Origin of the sequence: Thalassospira sp. MCCC 1A01428 (assembly GCF_002115825.1) — a bacterium.
GTDB lineage: Bacteria > Pseudomonadota > Alphaproteobacteria > Rhodospirillales > Thalassospiraceae > Thalassospira.
Map to the genome: position 1 here is coordinate 309,091 of NZ_JFJZ01000001.1, position 18,931 is coordinate 328,021.

Sequence of the window (18,931 nt, forward strand, 5' to 3'; positions counted from 1 at the left end):
TTGGTTGCGAACCCGCTATGATCCGCGCGCCCCAAAAGGGTGCAGCCCGGATCTGGGTTTGCCTGTGAAATAAAGTGCAAGACGACAGGACTGTCACGATGAGCGTCGAATATAAAAAGACCGTTATCCTGCCCAAGACCGATTTTCCGATGCGGGCGGGGCTGCCGAAAATGGAACCGACATTGCTGGAGCAATGGCAGAAAGACGATCTTTACGGCACCATTCGCGGCATTTCCAAAGGCCGGGAAAAGTTTGTGCTCCATGATGGCCCGCCTTATGCCAATGGTCATTTGCATATTGGCCATGCCCTGAACAAAATTTTGAAAGACGTGATCACCCGGTCCCAGCAGATGATGGGCAAGGATGCGGTTTATGTTCCGGGATGGGACTGCCACGGCCTGCCGATTGAATGGAAGATCGAGGAACAGTATCGCGCCAAAGGCAAAAACAAGGACGAGGTTCCGGTTGCTGAATTCCGTAAGGAATGCCGTGAATTTGCCCAGAAATGGCTGGATATCCAGCGCGAGGAATTCAAACGCCTGGGCGTGATGGGCGATTGGGATAATCCCTATATCACCATGGATTACCGGGCCGAGGCCGCCATTGCCCGCGAATTGGGCAAGTTTTTGATGAACGGGTCGCTGTATCGCGGGTCAAAGCCGGTAATGTGGTCGGTTGTCGAAAAAACCGCCCTGGCCGAAGCCGAGATCGAATATCACGACCATACCAGCAAGACCATTCATGTGCGCTTCCCGGTGGTGAAATCATCGGTCGAAGCCCTGAATGATGCCAGTATCGTGATCTGGACCACCACCCCCTGGACCATTCCGGGCAACCGCGCGATCTCGTATGGCGAAGACATTGATTATGTCGTCATTGAAGTCACCGAAACTGCCGAGGAATGCTGGGCCAAGGTTGGCGAGAAGCTGGCGGTTTGTGCCGATCTGGTTGAGGACATGTGCAAAAATGGCCGTATCCTGGGCCATAAAATTGTCGGCACGTTTAAGGGCCGTGATCTTGACGGCGGTATTGCCGCCCATCCGTTCCGCGGGCAGGGCTATGATTTTGATGTGCCGTTGCTTGCCGCTGATTATGTCACGACCGATACTGGTACCGGTTTTGTCCATACCGCCCCGACGCACGGCCCGGACGACTATGTGACCGGCCTGAAATTTGGGCTGGAAGTGCCCGAAATGATCGATGCCGAAGGCAAATATTACGACCATGTGCCGCTTTTTGCCGGCCGGTTTGTCTATGATGCCAATGGCAAGGAAGGCGATGCCAACGAAACCGTGATCGCGAAGCTGATCGAGGATGGTGCGCTTCTGTCGCGCGGGCGGATGAAGCACAGCTATCCGCATTCCTGGCGGTCCAAAGCACCGATCATTTATCGCACCACGCCGCAATGGTTCATCTCCATGTCGGAAAATGGCCTGCGGGAAACCGCGCTTAAGGCGATTGATGATACCCGTTTCGTACCGGAAGCCGGCCGTAACCGCCTGCATTCCATGATTGCGAACCGCCCGGACTGGTGCGTATCGCGCCAGCGTGCCTGGGGTGTGCCGATTACGGTATTTGTGAACAGGAAAACCCGTGAACCCCTGCGCGACCAGGCTGTGCTGGACCGTGTCTATGCCGCTTTCTGTGAAGAAGGGGCTGATGCCTGGTTTACCTGGGATGCGCAGCGTTTCCTTGGCAATGATTACAATGTCGATGATTACGAACAGGTCATGGATGTTCTCGATGTGTGGTTCGATTCCGGTTCCACGCACAGCTTTGTTCTGGAAGAACGCCCGGACCTGAAATGGCCAGCCGACCTGTATCTGGAAGGGTCGGACCAGCATCGTGGCTGGTTCCATTCCTCGCTGCTCGAATCCTGCGGGACGCGGGGTCGGGCACCCTATGATGCCGTTTTGACGCACGGCTTTGTTCTGGATGGCAAGGGCTATAAAATGTCCAAGTCGCTGAACAATGTGGTTGCCCCGCAAGACATGATCAAAAAATTCGGTGCCGACATCCTGCGTTTGTGGGTTGTCAGCTCCGATTACCACGATGATTTGCGCATTTCCGACGAAATCATCCAGCGGCATTCCGACATTTATCGTCGTTTGCGCAACACATTGCGGTTCCTGCTGGGTAATCTTTCGGGCTTTGATGAGGCCGAAAAGGTTGCTGATAGCGAATTGCCGGAACTTGAACGTTGGGTTTTGCACCGGTTAAGCAAACTTGACGATCTGGTCCGTGAAACCACGGCGGCGTTCGATTTCCACGAAATGTTCATCGAGCTGCACAATTTCTGCGCTCAGGATCTGTCGGCCTATTTCCTCGATATCCGCAAGGATGCGTTGTATTGTGATGCGCCTTCAAGCCTGCGCCGTCGCGCGGCCCGCACGGTGATGGATCGTGTGTTTGATTGCCTGGTGCGCTGGCTGGCACCGGTTCTGTGCTTTACCGCCGATGAAGCCTGGCGCGAGCGTTATGGTGCGGATAGTTCGGTCCATGCCCAGACCTTCAATACCGTTTCCGATGGCTGGAAAAATGACGCACTGGCCGCGAAATGGGAAAAAATCCGCAAGCTGCGCCGGGTTGTAACCGGGGCGCTGGAAGTCGAGCGTGCCGAAAAACGCATTGGTGGCAGTCTGGATGCTGCCCCCAAGGTTTATGTCAGTGCGGATTATGTCGAGGCTTTGAACGGCCTTAATCTGGCAGAAATTGCCATTACATCGGACATTGAACTGATTGAGGGCGAGGCGCCGGAAGGGGCCTATCGCCTGGATGATGTCGCGGGGGTCGGTGTTGTTCCGGCCCTGGCCGAGGGTGAAAAATGCGAGCGTTGCTGGCAGATTTTGCCTGATGTCGGGACGCATCCAAAACATAAAACAATCTGTGGGCGCTGTGCCGATGCCGTTGATGAAATGGGCATTGCAGCCGAATAAACCGTTTTAAAAAGAGACAAGGCCGGGCGGAATGCCCGGCCTTGTTATACCAGATCGTCATGATGTTGATTTATGGCGATCCGGTCTGGTGCGACGGCCCGGGATGCTTCTGCCATGACGGCAAGGGCTTTTGATTAACGCGGTTTGATATTGTTTGGGCAGACGGAAAGAAAATTGATGAAACATCGCGCCTTTGCCTTTGGCCTGCCGGTGCTGGCGATTGTCTTTATCCTTGACCAGTGGACCAAGCAGATTGCGATTGACGCATTGGCCCATCCGGCACGGTATGTTGAAGTGACGCCGTTCATGAACTTTGTTCTGGCATGGAACCCCGGTGTGTCGTTTGGGCTGTTTCAGGGCCAGGCACCCTGGGTGATGATCGCGGGCACTGCGGCAATCACCATCGGGTTTCTGATCTGGATGTGGCGTACGCGGGACCGGGTTTTGGGCATTGCCCTTGCAATGGTTGTTGGCGGTGCGCTCGGTAATCTGGTAGACCGGTTACGTCACGGGGCGGTTACGGACTTTATTGATTTGCATGTTGCAGGCTATCATTGGCCGGTATTTAATATTGCAGATACCGGAATCACGATTGGGGCCGCGTTGCTGTTGATCGATTCCCTGTTTGGCGGTAAAAAAACTTCGCGATAATTTTGGTCGGGCCGCAGGTGGCCTGATGACAGACTTGCAAGAGGCGTGAATGACCCGGAAATCTCATCTGATCAGGATTGTGGCGCTAACCGGGTTGGCGCTTGCCGTTACCGGTTGTGAATCGACGAAAGAAACCTTTGGTCTGAATAAACAGTCCCCTGACGAATTTCAGGTGGTTTCGCGGGCGCCGCTTAGCCTGCCGCCGGAATATAATCTGCGTGCACCGGAACCTGGTATTGCGCGGCCGCAAACTGGTACAACGACCGAACAGGCCCGCCGTATTCTGACGGGTGAAACGCCAAACCCGGTTGCGCGTGACCTTAACACCGCCGATCGTAGCAGCGGCGAAGTTGTGTTGCTGGAAAAGGGGGGGGCACAATATGCTGACCCCGATATCCGAACCGAGGTGGACCGTGAAACCTCGATCCTGATTAAGGAAAATGACAGCGTTATCGACAAGCTGGTGTTTTGGCAGCAAAAGCCCGATTTTGGCAGCCAGGTTGACGCGGAAAAGGAAGCAAAGCGCATTCGTGACCAGCAGGCGCTTGGCAATTCTGTAACCGATGGCGATACGCCAACGATTGAACGCCGTAAAAAAGGCATTCTCGAAGATATTTTCTAGGATTTTCCAATCGGGCGGCGGCAAAAAAACCGGATCGCCAAATTGTGATCACATTTGCAAGGGCGCGGATCTTCCGCGCCCTTGTTCTGTCATAATCGGTTCTTAATCAGAACACCCCGCACCATTTACAAAAAATGAGCGGGTCATAAAAACAAGTCGCTAAATTCCCGGACAGACTCCCAAGGAAGACAGCATGAAATTTTTGTCCCAACGTTTTTGGCACCACGTCCCGGTCGTGTTTCCGGTTTTGATGATGGTGCTGGTTTTGCTTGCCCCGATGGCGCAGGCAAGTGTGTTTAACCCCAAAACAACAACCCTGTCGAACGGGATGCAGGTGGTGCTGGTGGAAAACCACCGGGCGCCCGTCGTGACCCATATGGTGTGGTACAAGGCCGGTGCCGCCGATGAGGTGCCCGGTACATCCGGCATTGCCCATTTTCTGGAACATTTGATGTTCAAGGGCACTAAGGATATCGCGCCAGGCGAATTTTCCAAAATTGTGGCGCGCAATGGCGGGCAGGACAATGCCTTTACCACATGGGATTACACCGCCTATTTCCAGAACATTGCCCGTGACCGTTTGGGCATGGTGATGGAAATGGAAGCCGACCGAATGCAAAACCTGCAACTGACCGACAAGGTGGTTTTGCCCGAACGCGACGTGATCATCGAAGAACGCCGGATGCGGATTGATAATAATCCCAGTGCGTTATTGGGCGAGCAGATGCGCAATGCCCTGTTCATGCAACATCCCTATGGGCGACCCATTATTGGCTGGTTGCACGAAATGCAGCAACTGACCACCAAGGATGCGATGGACTGGTACAAAAAATGGTACACGCCCAATAATGCCATTCTGGTGGTTGCCGGTGATATCACCATGGACGAACTTAAACCGATGGCCGAAAAATATTACGGTAGCATCAAGGGCCATGACGTCCCCAAACGTGTGCGGGTAAAGGAGCCAACCCAGCATGCGCCGCGCAAGGTAACGTTAACCGATGCGCGTGTCGGTCAGCCATCCATGTCGCGTTATTATCTGGCTCCGTCCTATAATACCGAACATGCTGACGAAGCAGCTCCGCTGGAAGTTTTTAGTGAAATTTTAGGGTCGGGTACAACCAGTCGTCTTTATAAATCGCTGGTGGTTGACCAGAAACTGGCAACGTCGGCAGGCAGCTTTTACGACCCGGTGGCAATGGATTTATCGACCTTCGGCTTTTATGCCGTGCCGCGCGATGGCGTTGAAATGGCCGATCTTGAAGCCGCCCTTGATGATGAACTTGCCAAAACCCTGAAAGACGGGATTACGCAAAAGGAACTTGATGAAGCGCGTCAGCGCTTGCTTGACAGTGCGGTTTTTGCCCGTGATTCGCTTTCGGGTGCAGCCCGGACATTGGGCGAGGCATTGGCCGTTGGCCTGACCGTTGATCAGGTTGAAAGCTGGCCTGACCGGATTAATGCGGTGACCGTCGAACAGGTTAATGATGCTGCCCGCGCGGTGCTGGACGATAAACGTTCCGTGACCGGCTGGTTGTTGCGGCCCAAAGGGGCCAAGGGGCCGGGTATGCCGACAGCCCCCGTAACCGGTGAAATGGAGACGCATTGATCATGGCATTTTCATTGAAAACAAAATCGCGCCAGTTTGCCGCCGGTCTGATTGCACTGGTGGGTGTAGCCGGGTTTGGTATTGGCAGTGCCCAGGCGGTAGAAGTACAGGAAGTGATCAGCAAGGGCGGGATTAAGGCCTGGCTGATCGAGGATCATTTAAACCCGCTTCTGACCGTTGATTTTTCCTTTAAGGGTGCCGGTGCCGCAACCGACCCCGATGGCAAACTGGGCCGGGCCAATATGGTATCGGGCCTGATTGACGAAGGCGCTGGCGATATGGATAGCCAGACCTTTCGCGGGTTGATGGAAAACAAGTCGATTAGCCTGTCCTATGATGCCGGACGTGACGATTTTACCGGTTCGCTGGTGACATTGACGCGCGAACGCAAAACAGCGGTGAACCTGCTTAACTTATCGCTGACCAAGCCGCGCTTTGATGATGAAGCGGTTGAACGCATTCGGTCGCAAATTGTGGCCGGGTTAAAGCAGCAGGAAACCGACCCCGGTTCAATGGCGCAGCGCGCCTTTTTCAAAAGCGTTTTTGGCGATCACCCTTATGCCCGGCCGGTTGAAGGCACTTTTGAAACCGTGAACGGCCTGAAAGTTGCGGATCTGCGTGACTTTGTGAAACAGTCGCTGGCACGCGATAACCTGATTATCGGTGTGGCGGGTGACATTACCGCCAAGGAACTTGGCCCGTTACTGGATGAAGCGTTTGGCGGTTTGCCTGACCATAGCAAAGTGCCCAAAATTCCGGCTGCGACGCCGAAATTTGGCGGTGATGTGAAAGTGATTTCGCAAGACAACCCGCAAAGCCAGGCAATGTGGGGGCAAAAGGGCATTGCGCGTAAGGACAAGGATTTTTACGCTGCGTATGTGATGAATTATATTCTGGGCGGGGGTGGTTTTTCATCGCGCCTGACCGAGGAAGTCCGTGAAAAGCGCGGGCTGGCTTATGGTGTTTATAGTTATCTTGCCAACCTGGACCAGGCCAACATCATGATGGGCGGGGTTGCCACGCGCAACGATGCGATTGGCAAAAGCCTGTCGGTTATTCGCGATGAATGGCAAAAAATGCAGCAAAAGGGCATTACCCAGACCGAGCTGGACAACGCCAAATCCTATCTGACCGGCGCGTTTCCGTTGCGTTTTACCAGCCTTGGCAATTTGTCGGGCATGCTGGTGGGAATGCAAAGCGAGGATCTGGGGATTGATTTTCTCGATAAGCGCAATGATTACGTCAATGCCATTACCCTTGATGACGTGAACCGCGTTGCCGGAAAATTGCTGGACCCTGACCACGTTACCGCGATTGTGGTGGGCAAGCCGGAAGGCAAGCTGAGTTTCTGATGGTCTGATAGACCGGATTTGAATTTACAAAACACGGCAGGGGCATCCTTGCCGTGTTTTTTTATGCCGCCTGCATGATATGGCGGCGAATGGCATCTTCAAGGGCGTCGGCATCGCGGTTGCGAACGGCGGTGACCATTTCGAAATGTTCGATGCTGGATTGTTTGATGCGCTGGCGGGTTTTCCATTGCCCGGCCGGAGCAGACGGAATGCGATGGCGCAACTCGGCGATGGTAGCAGCGATTTGCGGGTTGCCTGTCATGCTTAGAAGCTGGCGATGGAATGCCTGATTGGCTTCGTGTTGTTTAATGATGCTGCCGGTGTCGATCAGGTCTTCAAAATTTTGTGCCAGTTGCGCCAAAATCTCGCATTCGGGGCCGGTACCGTGGCGAACAATACGCGGTGCCGCGGCGCATTCGATCATGGCGCGCAAATCCAGCAGGTCGCGCACTTCGTCATCATCAGCTTCGTAAACATAATAGCCGCGATTGGGTTCATGGCGGATCAGCTGTTTTTGCGCCAATCGGTCCAGCGCCACCCGGATCATGGGCCGCGATGTTTTGTAGCGGTGCTGTAATTCGATCTGTTTTAACCACGAGCCAGGCGCATAAGCTCCGGCCTGAATGTCGGTGGCAATCTGGTTCAAAAGGTCGGTTTCTGCGTCGTTATGGGCGGGTTTCAACGTTTCCACGGGTTGCTCTTTTTTGTGCATCGGGCGCGCCAAAGGTGCGCTTTTATTTATATCGGACTGGCGAAAACATGCCAGCAACAACCTGTTGTATAAATAGTACGCAATTTCGCGTAGTGCATATTTTTAACTCAAAAATCCGGTTTGTTCTTTACATTGGAAAAATATGCGCCAAAATTGGCACCAATTTATAGATGATGAATACGGATACAAGGAAAATCACATGGCTGCCACGCCGAATGCCGACGCGATCTGGACAATGGTAGAGGGGCATGGCCCCGATTTGTGCGCCATGAGTGACGAGATATGGGAAACCCCTGAGCTGAATTATCAGGAAACCAAAAGTGTTGCCCGTCACAAGGACATGTTGGCGCAAAAGGGCTTTCGCGTTTCCGAAAATATTGGCGGCATTCCCACCGCTGTGATGGGCGAGGCCGGTGACGGCGGCCCGGTAATTGCGATTCTGGGGGAATATGACGCGCTGCCGGGCTTAAGCCAGGAAGCCGGTATTGCCGAACAAAAACCGCGTAATGATAGTGGCAACGGGCATGGTTGTGGTCATAACCTGCTGGGGTCCGGTGCGATGCTGGCGGCCATTGCCGTGCGTGATTTTTTGCAAAGTAATAATTTGCCTGGCCGGGTGCGTTATTATGGTTGCCCGGCTGAAGAAGGCGGATCGGCCAAGGGTTTTATGGTGCGCGCGGGCGCGTTCGATGATGTTGACGTTGCCATTTCGTGGCATCCCGCCCCTTTTGCCGGGGTCAATAACCCGATTTCACTGGCGTGTAACGAATTGGAGTTTCATTTCAAGGGCCGGGCCGCACATGCATCATCCTCGCCGGAACTGGGGCGCAGTGCCCTTGATGCGGTTGAACTGATGAATGTCGGTGCCAATTACATGCGCGAACATATGCCCAGCACCGCACGCTTGCATTATGCCGTGATCAATGCCGGTGGCGTTGCGCCAAATGTGGTGCAGGCCAATGCCACGGTGCGATACCTGATCCGTGCGCGTGAGCTTGACGAACTGATCGAACTGGTTGAGCGGGTTAAGAAAATTGCGCAGGGTGCGGCATTGATGACCGAAACCAGTGTAGAGCATGTGGTGGTTAGCGGGGATGCCAACCTGATCGGCAATACACCGCTTGAGCAACTGATGTATCGCAAGCTCGAAGCCCTTGGCCCGCCCGAATTTGACGAGGCCGACCGCGACTTTGCCCGTAAAATTCAGGCAACGCTTAGCGAAAAGGACATCCGCGCGGCCTATGCCCGATTCGGGTTGAAGCCGCGTCTTGACGTGCCATTGTGCGATACAATTTTTCCGCCTGAAAGTGGCGATGGCCGCCATGTCGGTTCCACCGATGTTGGCACGGTTAGCTGGGTGGTGCCCACCGTGCAAATGCGCGGTGCAACCTATGCCATTGGCACGCCAGGCCACAGCTGGCAACTGGTGGCACAGGGTAAAATGCCTGCTGCACATAAAGGCATGGTTCATGCCGCCAAGGTGATGGCGGCAACGGCATCGGAACTGTTTGCCGACCCGTCGCTGGTCGCCGCCGCCAAGGCCGATTTTGCCGAACGCCGCGAAGGGCGGCCATTTATCAACCCGATCCCCGATGATGTAAACCCGCCGATCCCCGGTTATGGCGAGGCCGCAGAATAATGGCCCGGCCCGCCCGTTTAACCTGCTTATACGGGCCGGGTCTGCCCGCCCAACACCATGAAAGGATGCGCTGATGTCGCATGCCAGTTTCTGGGAATTGATGAATTTTGGCCCCGATGGCTGGGGCTGGTCGATGTTGCGCGCAGCGGGCATGACCGTGATGGTTGCCCTGGCCGGGTTTATATTGGGCGGTTTTATTGGCACATTTGGCGCATGGGCCAAAATTGCGGGCAATCGCCCGGTGCGCATTGCTGCCGATGCCTACACCACCATTTTGCGCGGCATTCCCGACCTTCTGGTGATTTTTCTGTTTTATTTTGGCGGTAGTCTGGCGTTGTCGGCGGTTTACCGCGCGTTTGGCGGTGAAGGATTTGTCGATTTCCCCGGCTTTGCCGCCGGGGCGATGGCAATCGGCCTGACATCGGGGGCGCAGCATACCGAAGTGTTCCGGGGGGCGTATTACGCCATTCATGATGGCGAAATTGAAGCCGCCAGGGCCGCAGGGATGACGCGGATGATGATGCTTCGCCGGATCATAATGCCGTTATTGCTGCGCCATGCCTTGCCGGGTTTGGGCAATATCTGGCAGGTGGTGCTGAAAGAATCAGCTTTGGTATCGGTTACCGGCATGATCGAACTGGCGCGTCAGGCGCAAATCGGGGCGGGGTCAACCCGCCAGCCGTTCTATTTCTTTATCGCTGCCGCCATCCTGTTTTTAGCAATCACCTTTGTCTCTAACCGGGTGTTCCGGTTTTCCGAGGCGCATTTTTCACGCGGGGTTCGGGGGGCAAGATGATCGATTTTCCATTTATGTATGAAGCGCTGATGCGTCTTTTGCCCGGCATTCCCATGACCTTGCAACTGGCCTTCATTGCCTCGGCCTTTGGGGTGTTTTTTGCCCTTGCTGCCGCATTAATGCAGCTTTCCGGTAATGTGGTGTTGCGGTCTGTCGCCGATTTTTATGTGTTTTGCATCCGCGGTACGCCGCTTTTGATCCAGATATTTCTGATCTATTACGGCATGGGGCAGTTTGATTTTATCCGTCATAGCTTTATGTGGCCCATTCTGCGCGAACCTTATTGGTGCGCAATTTTCGCCCTGATGTTTAATACCGGTGCCTATGGCAGCCAGATTGTGCGGGGCGGGTTGTTATCGGTGCCGCGCGGGCAGGTAGAAGCGGCGCGCAGTTGTGGCATGTCGCAGGTTTTGATTTACCGCCGCATTATTTTGCCGCTTGCCATTCGTCAGGCCTTACCGGCCTATGGCAACGAAGTGATCCTGCTTTTGAAGGCAACATCGCTGGCATCGATCATTACCCTGATGGAAATCACCGGGTTGGCAGCCAAGATGATTTCGGAAACATACCGCGTGGTCGAGGTGTTTCTGGTCGCCGGCAGCCTGTATTTGCTGATCAATTTCATTTTATCGCGCGGGGTGGCTGTGCTGGAAAAACGGCTGATGCGCCATACTGCGGCGGAACGTCCATCCTCGCGGATTGCTGCACGGGGGGCTGCATAACATGGCATCACCTTCCATGACACAGCCGGGGGTACCAGATCAGGACATGGCGTTGGCGGGGCCATTTGCCGATGCGCAGATGTCGGATCAAAAGACCGCGATCAGCATTCGCAACCTGCATAAAAATTTCGGCGATGTCGAAGTGCTTAAGGGCATTGATATTGATGTGGCCGAAGGGCAGGTGGTGTCAATTTTGGGATCTTCCGGCTCGGGTAAATCAACCTTGCTGCGCTGTGTGAATTTCCTGGAATCCCCCACCATGGGCGAAATTACCATTGCCGGGGAAACCATACGCACGCGTTCGGGCAATAATGGCGATCTTGAAGCGGCCGATATGGGCCAGCTTAACCGGCTGCGCACCAATGTGGGCATGGTGTTTCAAGGTTTTAATTTGTGGTCGCACAAAACCGTTCTGGAAAACGTAATGGAAGCGCCGGTGTTTGTGCAAAAACGCCCGGTTGCCGAATGCCATGATGAAGCCTGCGCCTATCTGGAAAAGGTTGGCATTTACGAAAAGCGTTTTTCCTATCCTGCCCATCTGTCAGGCGGGCAGCAGCAGCGTGCTGCCATTGCCCGGTCATTGGCGATGCATCCCAAGGTTATGCTGTTTGACGAACCGACATCGGCACTGGACCCCGAACTGGTAGGCGAAGTGTTGCGCGTGATGCGCGCACTGGCCGACGAAGGGCGGACCATGCTGGTGGTGACACACGAAATGGGGTTTGCCCGCGAGGTTTCCAACCGGGTGATCTTTCTCGAACAGGGGTGGATCGAGGAAGACGGCGCCCCCCAAACGGTGTTTGGGGCCAGCCGGTCGGCCCGGTTCCGACAATTCATCGCGGCCCAGCCGCATTAATAAAACCGGCGATATAACGCCAAAACAATCATCACGGAGGTCTAAATGAAATTTGGTAAAATGGTTCTGGCCGTTTGCATGGGGCTGGCAATGCTGGGCCAGGCAGAGGCCAAGGAATGGAAGCATATCACGATTGCGACCGAAGGGGCATTTCCCCCGTGGAATTCGACCAAACCCGACGGGTCGCTTGAAGGGTATGAAATCGATTTGTACAAGGATTTGTGCAAACGGATGAATGTGGAATGCACCATGGTAACGCAGGCATGGGACGGTATTATTCCGGCCCTGACGGCAGGCAAGTTTGATGCGATTATGGCGGGCATGTCGGCAACGGCAAAACGCGAAAAAATCATCAGCTTTTCGGAATCCTATGGCACCACTGGCCAGACCTTTGCTGTAGCACGCGGCAGTGACCTGGAAAAAATGCCACATTTTGGCGAAGTGTTCTCGCTGGAATCCGAATTGCCACAGGCTGAAAAAGCTGTTGAAGACATCAAGCCGTTCCTCAAGGGCAAAATCATTGGTGTTCAGACGGCCTCTATCGCGTCGGTATTCCTTGATAAATACCTGAAGGACACCGCCGAAATTCGCGAATACAAATCCACCGAACAGCATGACCTTGATTTGCTGGCAGGCCGTGTTGACGTGATCATGGCATCGATGGGCTACCTTTCAACCGCCGCTGCCAAAGAAGGCAATAGCGACATGGTCGTAGCCGGGCCGCGTTTCCAGCGGGGCATTCTGGGCCGGGGTAGCTCGGTTGGTTTGCGCAAGGAAGATACCGATCTGCGCGACATGTTTAACAAGGCCATTGCGCAAGCCAAGGCCGATGGCACAATCAAGAAACTGTCGGACAAATGGTTTGGCTTTGATGTAACGCCGCACTGATTTTAAATCGGATTTGTTTAACCTTTCCGGTTTGACATCAACGCAAGGCAGGGGCGGCGAAAGGGATTTCGCTGCCCCTGTTGCTTTTGGGGGCTGTGCCCTTCTATATAGGGTATCGAACAACACAGGCTTTTGTTTATGTCGCTGCGCATCCTGCCCCAGAACCTGATCAACCAGATTGCCGCCGGTGAGGTGGTGGAACGCCCGGCCGCGGCGTTAAAGGAACTGGTGGAAAACGCCCTGGATGCCGGGGCGCAAAAGGTGGATGTTGCCCTGCGCGAGGGCGGACGCACCTTGTTATCTGTTACCGATGACGGGCGAGGGATGACCCCCGAGGAACTGGCCCTGGCGGTCGAGCGTCATGCGACATCGAAATTACCTGATGATGATTTATTCAATATTGCCTTTATGGGGTTTCGCGGCGAAGCATTGCCGTCCATCGGGTCGGTTTCGCGAATGCGCCTGACCAGTCGCACCAAAGGGGCCGATAACGCCTGGAGCCTGAGCGTTGAAGGCGGCATGAAAGGCGAACCCGAACCCGCCGCCCATCCGTTTGGCACCCGGGTTGAGGTGCGTGATTTGTTTTACGCCACCCCGGCGCGGTTGAAATTTTTAAAAACCGCGCGTACCGAACAGATGTATGCCCGCGAGATTATGGAACGCCTTGCCATGGCACGGCCCGATGTGGGTTTTACGCTGAGCGGGGATAACAATAAATCGATCCTGAATTACCCGGCATGCAGTGGCGATTTGTTCGATGCTCGCCTGAAACGGCTGGGCGCAGTGATGGGCCGCGAATTTCAGGATAACGCCCTGCAGATTGAGGCGGAACGCGAGGGCATTCGCCTGACCGGCTATGCCGGTGTGCCGACATTGAACCGGGGCAATGCCCAGATGCAGTTTTTGTTTGTTAATGGCCGCCCGGTGAAGGACCGGTTATTGCAGGGGGCTGTGCGCGGAGCTTATCAGGATTTCCTTGCCCGTGATCGTCACCCGTTGCTGGCCCTGTTTTTGGAACTGGAACCGCGTGACGTGGATGTCAACGTGCATCCCGGCAAAACCGAGGTGCGCTTTCGCGATCCGGGGCTGGTGCGCGGGTTGATTGTCGGGGCGTTGAAACATGCGCTGGCCGGGGCCGGGCACCGGGCATCGACCACAGTTGCCAATATGGCGATGGGCGCGGTGCGCCGCGAAGGCGAAGATGGCGACGGTGTGCCCTATGGCGCGTTGGGCAGTGCTTCGGGGCGGATGGCCGGTTTTGGTGGCTATAATCGCAACCCCAATGCCTATCCTGGTCACCAGGCGATTGAACGCAATTATGCTGCACAGGCCCCGTTTGATAATGGCGGCCCCGGTGGTCCTGCCATTGGCGGGTTGTTTGACCGGCCCCGCGATTTTGGTGGCCATCCCTCAGCCGGGCAGGGAGATGGGGCGGATGGTGGTTTTGCCGGGGCCGCCGCCGCAGCCCTTGCGGGGGGCTATGCCAGTGCATCGCCCTCGGCCCGGATTGATGCCACCGATGATACCCGCTTTGTCGATCACCCCCTGGGGGCGGCGCGCGGGCAGGTTCATGCCAATTATATTATCGCCCAAACCCGTGACGGACTGGTGATTGTGGACCAGCATGCGGCCCATGAACGCATTGTTTATGAACGCATGAAAGCCGATTTGGCGGAAACCGGGGTGAAGCGCCAGGGGTTGTTATTGCCCGAAGTGGTGGAGCTTGATGAATCCGGGGCTGACCGCGTGGCCGAACGGGCGGATGAATTTGCCGAACTGGGGCTGGTGATTGAACCGTTTGGCCCCGGTGCGATTGTGGTGCGTGAAGTGCCCGCCATGCTGGGCAAGGTTGATGTGAGCGCCCTTGTCCGTGATTTGGCCGACGAGCTGGCCGAACTGGGGCAAGGCATGGCGCTGAAAGACCGGCTAATGTATGTGTGCGCCACTATGGCGTGCCATGGCTCCGTTCGTTCCGGGCGGAAGCTGAATGCCGATGAAATGAATGCCCTTTTGCGGCAAATGGAGGCAACGCCCCATTCCGGCCAGTGCAACCATGGTCGCCCGACCTATGTTGAACTAAAATTGCATGACATCGAAAAGATGTTTGGCCGACGCTAAAGGATGTTGCAGGCACCGGGGCTAAAATAGACCGCTGGTGCTGAGATCGAGCCTTGTACCGGTTTCTCGATTATTTCCCGCGTATATCCCTAAACCGTTTTTAACTTCATGTCCCGGGGAAGCCGGGTGCTGGCATTTATACGGGCCCGCTGGATTTGTTCGGAGAACAGACCCTTGGCCGATGACAGGTCGGCATCGCGCAAATCGGTTTTGGCGAGATTACAGCCGCTAAGGTCGCAATGAGGCAGTTTTGCCCCGCGTAAATTGGCATTGCCGAGATCTGCCCCCAAAAAGACGGTTCCGGTCAAACGGGCATCCTTGAAATTAGCCCCGTTAAGGCGGCTGGCCGCCAGCACGGCGTTTTTCAGGTTGGCGCCGCTGAAATTAGCCTGCGTAAGATCGCAACGGCGTAAAACCGCGCCCTCGCAATTGGCATTATGCAGGGAGGCCTGGGGCAACACACACCGGGTCAGATCAATGCCTTCAAGGTCTTCATTGCGTAAATCGGCATGGGCAAAGGATATCATTTTCCCTTCCTTGCCCCCGGTATCGACCCACATTTTATGGGTTAGCAATGCCGTGCGAATGTCGATTTCGACAAGGTCGTCGTCGGCGCTGTCATCACTATTGTCATCATTGTCGCTGTCGGCTTCGTCACCGGGCACAGCAGCTTGATCGGGTTTGGGGGATGGTGCTTTGCTATCTTTGTCGGGTGTGGATATCAGGTTTGCAACGGATTTGGTTGCATCACGATTATTTTGCTGAAGGTCAGCAACATCAAGCAGTGTGGCCTTTGCCCGGGCATCCGCCGGTGTTATCAGGTCTTCTTCCGAAAGGGCTGTCAGGGTTGTTTTGCGGCCTTTTAAAACAGTACCTGGCAGGGTGGTACCCGATGCAGCACCACGTTGCCGACCGGCGGGCACACGATCAACGCTGGCGGATTTACGGGTTGGGCGTAAAACCACCCCGGCATTGGATTGCCGTGGTTTGCGGGTTGGTAAATCTGACGCGGACTGCCGGGTTTCATCCTCGGCAGGGGGTGCTTGCAATGATGTTATATCGGGCGTTGTGCAGGGCGTCGGGGTATCGGCCGTTGCCGTTTCGGCGGGGGCGTTTTTTTTGCGTGATGGCCCAAAATAATCACCTTCCAGCACGAACCGGCGCGGGGATTTGATGACCGTATTGATAATACGGTGCAGGCGGTCGGGGTTGACGGGTTGGCGAAACACCCCTTCGATACCAGCGACAACTGCACTGCGCATGGCATCGCGGTTAAGCGATTTGGCCCCCAGCAAAACAGGAACCTGGGTAAAATACGGGTCGTCCTGCCCGGACATGGCGCGCAGATAGCCGATTGTTTTTATGCCTTGATACCCTTCAAGCTGGTGGCTGACCATCACCAGACGTGGCCGGTAACGATGGGCCAGCGCCAGCGTTTCTTCCTGGGTTTCGCAGGCATAGAAGGCACCAATGTTATATGGCTGCAATGCTTCGCGCACAAGGCTGGCGGCCTTGGGGCTGTAATCGGCATATAAAACGGACAGGCCAGACATAAGGGACATTTCGGAACAGTTTATCCTGGGTGAAAATCTATACCTTTGCATATGGGGTATAGGTCGATTTTGTGGAGAGGCAAGGGCAATCTAATTTTGTTTAAAATAAAATTTGCTGCGCGGCGGCGTGACCGAAAGGATTTTGGCAAAGGCCATCGGTTTGGCGTTGGTTCCCAAAGCAAGGGCAGCCGGAATAACTGGTACTGATGATGTTATGTCATGCGGACAAAACGCCGGTGGTTAAACACCTGATCTGTTTGCTGTCCGCTGCTGGCCTGGCGCGTTATCGATATAGCGAAACCGGGACGTCTGATTACAGTCTGTTTAAATGGCGATTAAGCAGTGCCAGTGCATTTTCGGGTTCTTGCTGGCCGATCAGTACTGCGGTGCCTAAGCCATGAATTAATCCCAACAGAATGCCAGCTTCGTCATTGGCGTCAAGGGTATGGTCAAACTCGCCGTTTTCAATACCGGATTGCAGCAGGCCGGTAACGGTTTGATGCAGCCGGTTAGGGGCCCGGGTAAAGGACTGGTCGGGGAAATCGTCGGTGGTCAGGGCGAGGATCGTATAGGACATCCACAAAAGGTGAAATTCGCGGCTTGCCCGGTCATTGGGCAGGGCCTCGGCACATAGTGCCTGAAGGGTGGCGCGGATGGTTGGCTGATGTGTTGCAACCGTTAGCCGTTTTTTCCAGCGTTCATTGCTTTGCTGTTCAAGATAGGAAAGGCCCGCCTGCATCAGCCCTGCCTTGGTTTTGAAATAATATTGTACCAGCCGCAGGGAAATACCGGCTTCTGCCGCCACCTGGCGCAACGAAACCGTGTGCAAACCATCGCGAATTGCGACAGCAACAAATGCGTTCAGGATGGTTGCTCGGCGTTGGTCGTGGTCAACCAGACGGGGCATTTTCAGGGCCTTTCTTTGCAAAAGGGTTCTTTTTTATGATACATGTGTACCATAAAAATGAATATTTGCCTGTTTATGATTTCGGGACGTTGTACATGCCTGTCAGCACACCTGTTCCAGTACGTTTATGGCTGGTTGCCTTTGTAACCGGTGCCGGTGCGTTTATGGCGATGCTTGATGCCACGGTTGCCAATCTTGCGGTTAAAACGATTGCCCGGGATTTTTCCGCATCCTTTTCCGATATTCAATGGATTGTGACGGGATATTTGATTGCGTTGGCGGTTTCACTGCCTTTAACTGCGTGGCTGGGACAACGGTTTGGGCATAATCGGGTTTGGTTTAGCAGTGTGCTGCTGTTTGTTACGGCATCGGTTTTTTGTGCTTTGGCGCCAAATTCCGGCTTTCTTATAGCCGCGCGGTGTTTGCAGGGGGCGGCAACCGGCGTGATGGTGCCAACGGGCCAGGCCATTTTAACCGCGCAGGCCAGCCGCCAGCAACTTGGCCGTCTGATGGGAACGGTCGGCTTTGCTGTTGCCTTGGGCCCAGCCCTTGGCCCAGGGCTGGGCGGTGTTATTCTGGAAGTTGTTTCCTGGCGGTGGCTGTTCTGGATAAACCTTCCTTTTGGGCTTATGGCCCTGTGGGCGGCAAAAACGGTGTTGCCTGCCAGTAATACCGGTTCCACCTTGCGTTTTGACTATCGCGGCTTTGCGCTGATCGCATGTGGTTTGCCGTTATTGCTGTATGGTGCGCTTCGGCTGGGTGTTCAGGGTGGGGCATTTGGGCCGGTGGTTTTTACGGTGTGCGGCGTGGTGTTTGTTGCCGCGTTTCTTGTTCATGCAACCCGCACAAACCAGCCCCTGATTGATATGGACCTGTTTAAAATTCCCGGTTTTACGGTTGCGGTGATACTGGCGGGTTTAACCGGGGCCAGCCTTTATGGCGGGTTGCTGTTTTTTGCAATGTTTTTGCAAAATACCTTGCGACAACCAATTGATCAGGCGGGTTTCGGTTTGCTGTTAATGGGGCTTGGTTCTGCCATTGCATTGCCCATTGCGGGCCAACTGACGGATCGTTATGGGGCCGCTGTTTCCTGTATGCTGGGCGCGGTTTGTTTGCTGTTGGTGACAGCACCATTTTTATGGCCGGGTTTGCTGTCGTTTTGGGGGATATTGCTGTTGTTATTTATGCGGGGAATGGCGGTGGCAATGGTCCAGATGCCTGCTATGACAGCGGCTTATATTGCCGTTACAAAGAACCAGACCGCGGATGCCGCAACCCTGATTAACATTGTTCAACGTGTTGGCGGCGCTTTTGGCGCAATTGCAGTTGCGATTGTGGTGAACAAGGCCGCTTTGCCAAATGCGGCAAATGCCGGGTTAATGGGGTTTGTCGTGCTTTGCGCGTTGGCGGGTGGTGCGATTGTTGCGGCGGGCTGGATGTGGAAAGGGCGGCGTATTTATCGCGCCACACAGGATTAGTGCCTTATGACCATTGGAACTGTTCGTAACGACGGGGCGATCAGGCAGGAGGGCAACTGGCAAGTTTTTTGAAATGTTCTTCCTGTGATGCA

General features: G+C 54.8%; 15 protein-coding genes. 12 read left to right on the forward strand and 3 right to left on the reverse strand.

What is annotated here, in order from left to right:
* The first annotated feature begins 98 nt into the window (after positions 1-98).
* The 5 genes from ileS (at position 99) to THS27_RS01480 (ending at position 7,170) form a co-directional block, all read left to right on the forward strand.
* Positions 99-2,936, forward strand: a complete 2,838-nt coding sequence (gene ileS / locus THS27_RS01460) for an isoleucine--tRNA ligase (RefSeq protein ID WP_085587217.1) — start codon at positions 99-101, stop codon at positions 2,934-2,936.
* Positions 2,937-3,113: 177 nt separating this feature from the next.
* Positions 3,114-3,587, forward strand: a complete 474-nt coding sequence (gene lspA, locus THS27_RS01465; RefSeq protein WP_085587218.1) for a signal peptidase II — start codon at positions 3,114-3,116, stop codon at positions 3,585-3,587.
* Between the two features lie 49 nt (positions 3,588-3,636).
* On the forward strand, positions 3,637-4,209 hold the full coding sequence (locus tag THS27_RS01470; RefSeq protein ID WP_085587219.1) for a DUF3035 domain-containing protein: 573 nt from the start codon (positions 3,637-3,639) through the stop codon (positions 4,207-4,209).
* A 193-nt stretch (positions 4,210-4,402) separates the two neighbouring features.
* Entirely contained in the window at positions 4,403-5,818 is a 1,416-nt protein-coding gene (locus THS27_RS01475; protein WP_085587220.1) for a pitrilysin family protein, read from the forward strand.
* 2 nt (positions 5,819-5,820) lie between these two features.
* Entirely contained in the window at positions 5,821-7,170 is a 1,350-nt protein-coding gene (locus tag THS27_RS01480; RefSeq protein WP_085587221.1) for a pitrilysin family protein, read from the forward strand.
* A 61-nt stretch (positions 7,171-7,231) separates the two neighbouring features.
* On the opposite strand, the gene THS27_RS01485 is transcribed toward THS27_RS01480, so the two are convergent.
* A complete protein-coding gene (locus THS27_RS01485) occupies positions 7,232-7,861 on the reverse strand; it encodes a GntR family transcriptional regulator (protein ID WP_210402797.1) in 630 nt (209 codons plus the stop codon).
* 220 nt (positions 7,862-8,081) lie between these two features.
* On the opposite strand from THS27_RS01485, the gene THS27_RS01490 reads away from it, so the two are divergent.
* From THS27_RS01490 to mutL, 6 genes are all read left to right on the forward strand, one after another.
* Positions 8,082-9,521: a M20 family metallopeptidase gene (locus THS27_RS01490; protein ID WP_085587222.1), complete on the forward strand. Its 1,440-nt coding sequence runs from the start codon at positions 8,082-8,084 to the stop codon at positions 9,519-9,521.
* A gap of 73 nt (positions 9,522-9,594) precedes the next feature.
* Positions 9,595-10,317, forward strand: coding sequence for an ABC transporter permease (locus THS27_RS01495; protein WP_085587223.1), 723 nt, complete (start codon positions 9,595-9,597; stop codon positions 10,315-10,317).
* Positions 10,314-11,039 (forward strand): ABC transporter permease, encoded by a 726-nt coding sequence (locus tag THS27_RS01500; protein WP_349596480.1) that lies wholly within the window; start codon positions 10,314-10,316, stop codon positions 11,037-11,039. Before THS27_RS01495 ends, THS27_RS01500 begins: the two co-directional genes overlap by 4 nt.
* Positions 11,040-11,118: 79 nt before the next feature.
* Positions 11,119-11,895, forward strand: a complete 777-nt coding sequence (locus tag THS27_RS01505; protein ID WP_085587274.1) for an ABC transporter ATP-binding protein — start codon at positions 11,119-11,121, stop codon at positions 11,893-11,895.
* 45 nt (positions 11,896-11,940) lie between these two features.
* Positions 11,941-12,783: a transporter substrate-binding domain-containing protein gene (locus THS27_RS01510; protein ID WP_085587224.1), complete on the forward strand. Its 843-nt coding sequence runs from the start codon at positions 11,941-11,943 to the stop codon at positions 12,781-12,783.
* A gap of 138 nt (positions 12,784-12,921) precedes the next feature.
* Positions 12,922-14,901, forward strand: a complete 1,980-nt coding sequence (gene mutL / locus THS27_RS01515; RefSeq protein WP_085587225.1) for a DNA mismatch repair endonuclease MutL — start codon at positions 12,922-12,924, stop codon at positions 14,899-14,901.
* Positions 14,902-14,990: 89 nt separating this feature from the next.
* Here mutL and THS27_RS01520 read toward each other — a convergent pair whose 3' ends face one another.
* Together THS27_RS01520 and THS27_RS01525 are read right to left on the reverse strand one after the other, a co-directional pair.
* Entirely contained in the window at positions 14,991-16,463 is a 1,473-nt protein-coding gene (locus THS27_RS01520) for a pentapeptide repeat-containing protein (protein ID WP_168184793.1), read from the reverse strand.
* Positions 16,464-16,767: 304 nt separating this feature from the next.
* A complete protein-coding gene (locus THS27_RS01525) occupies positions 16,768-17,361 on the reverse strand; it encodes a TetR/AcrR family transcriptional regulator (RefSeq protein WP_085587227.1) in 594 nt (197 codons plus the stop codon).
* A gap of 95 nt (positions 17,362-17,456) precedes the next feature.
* Between THS27_RS01525 and THS27_RS01530 the strand changes: the two genes are divergently transcribed.
* A complete protein-coding gene (locus THS27_RS01530; protein ID WP_085587275.1) occupies positions 17,457-18,839 on the forward strand; it encodes a DHA2 family efflux MFS transporter permease subunit in 1,383 nt (460 codons plus the stop codon).
* Positions 18,840-18,931: the final 92 nt, after the last annotated feature.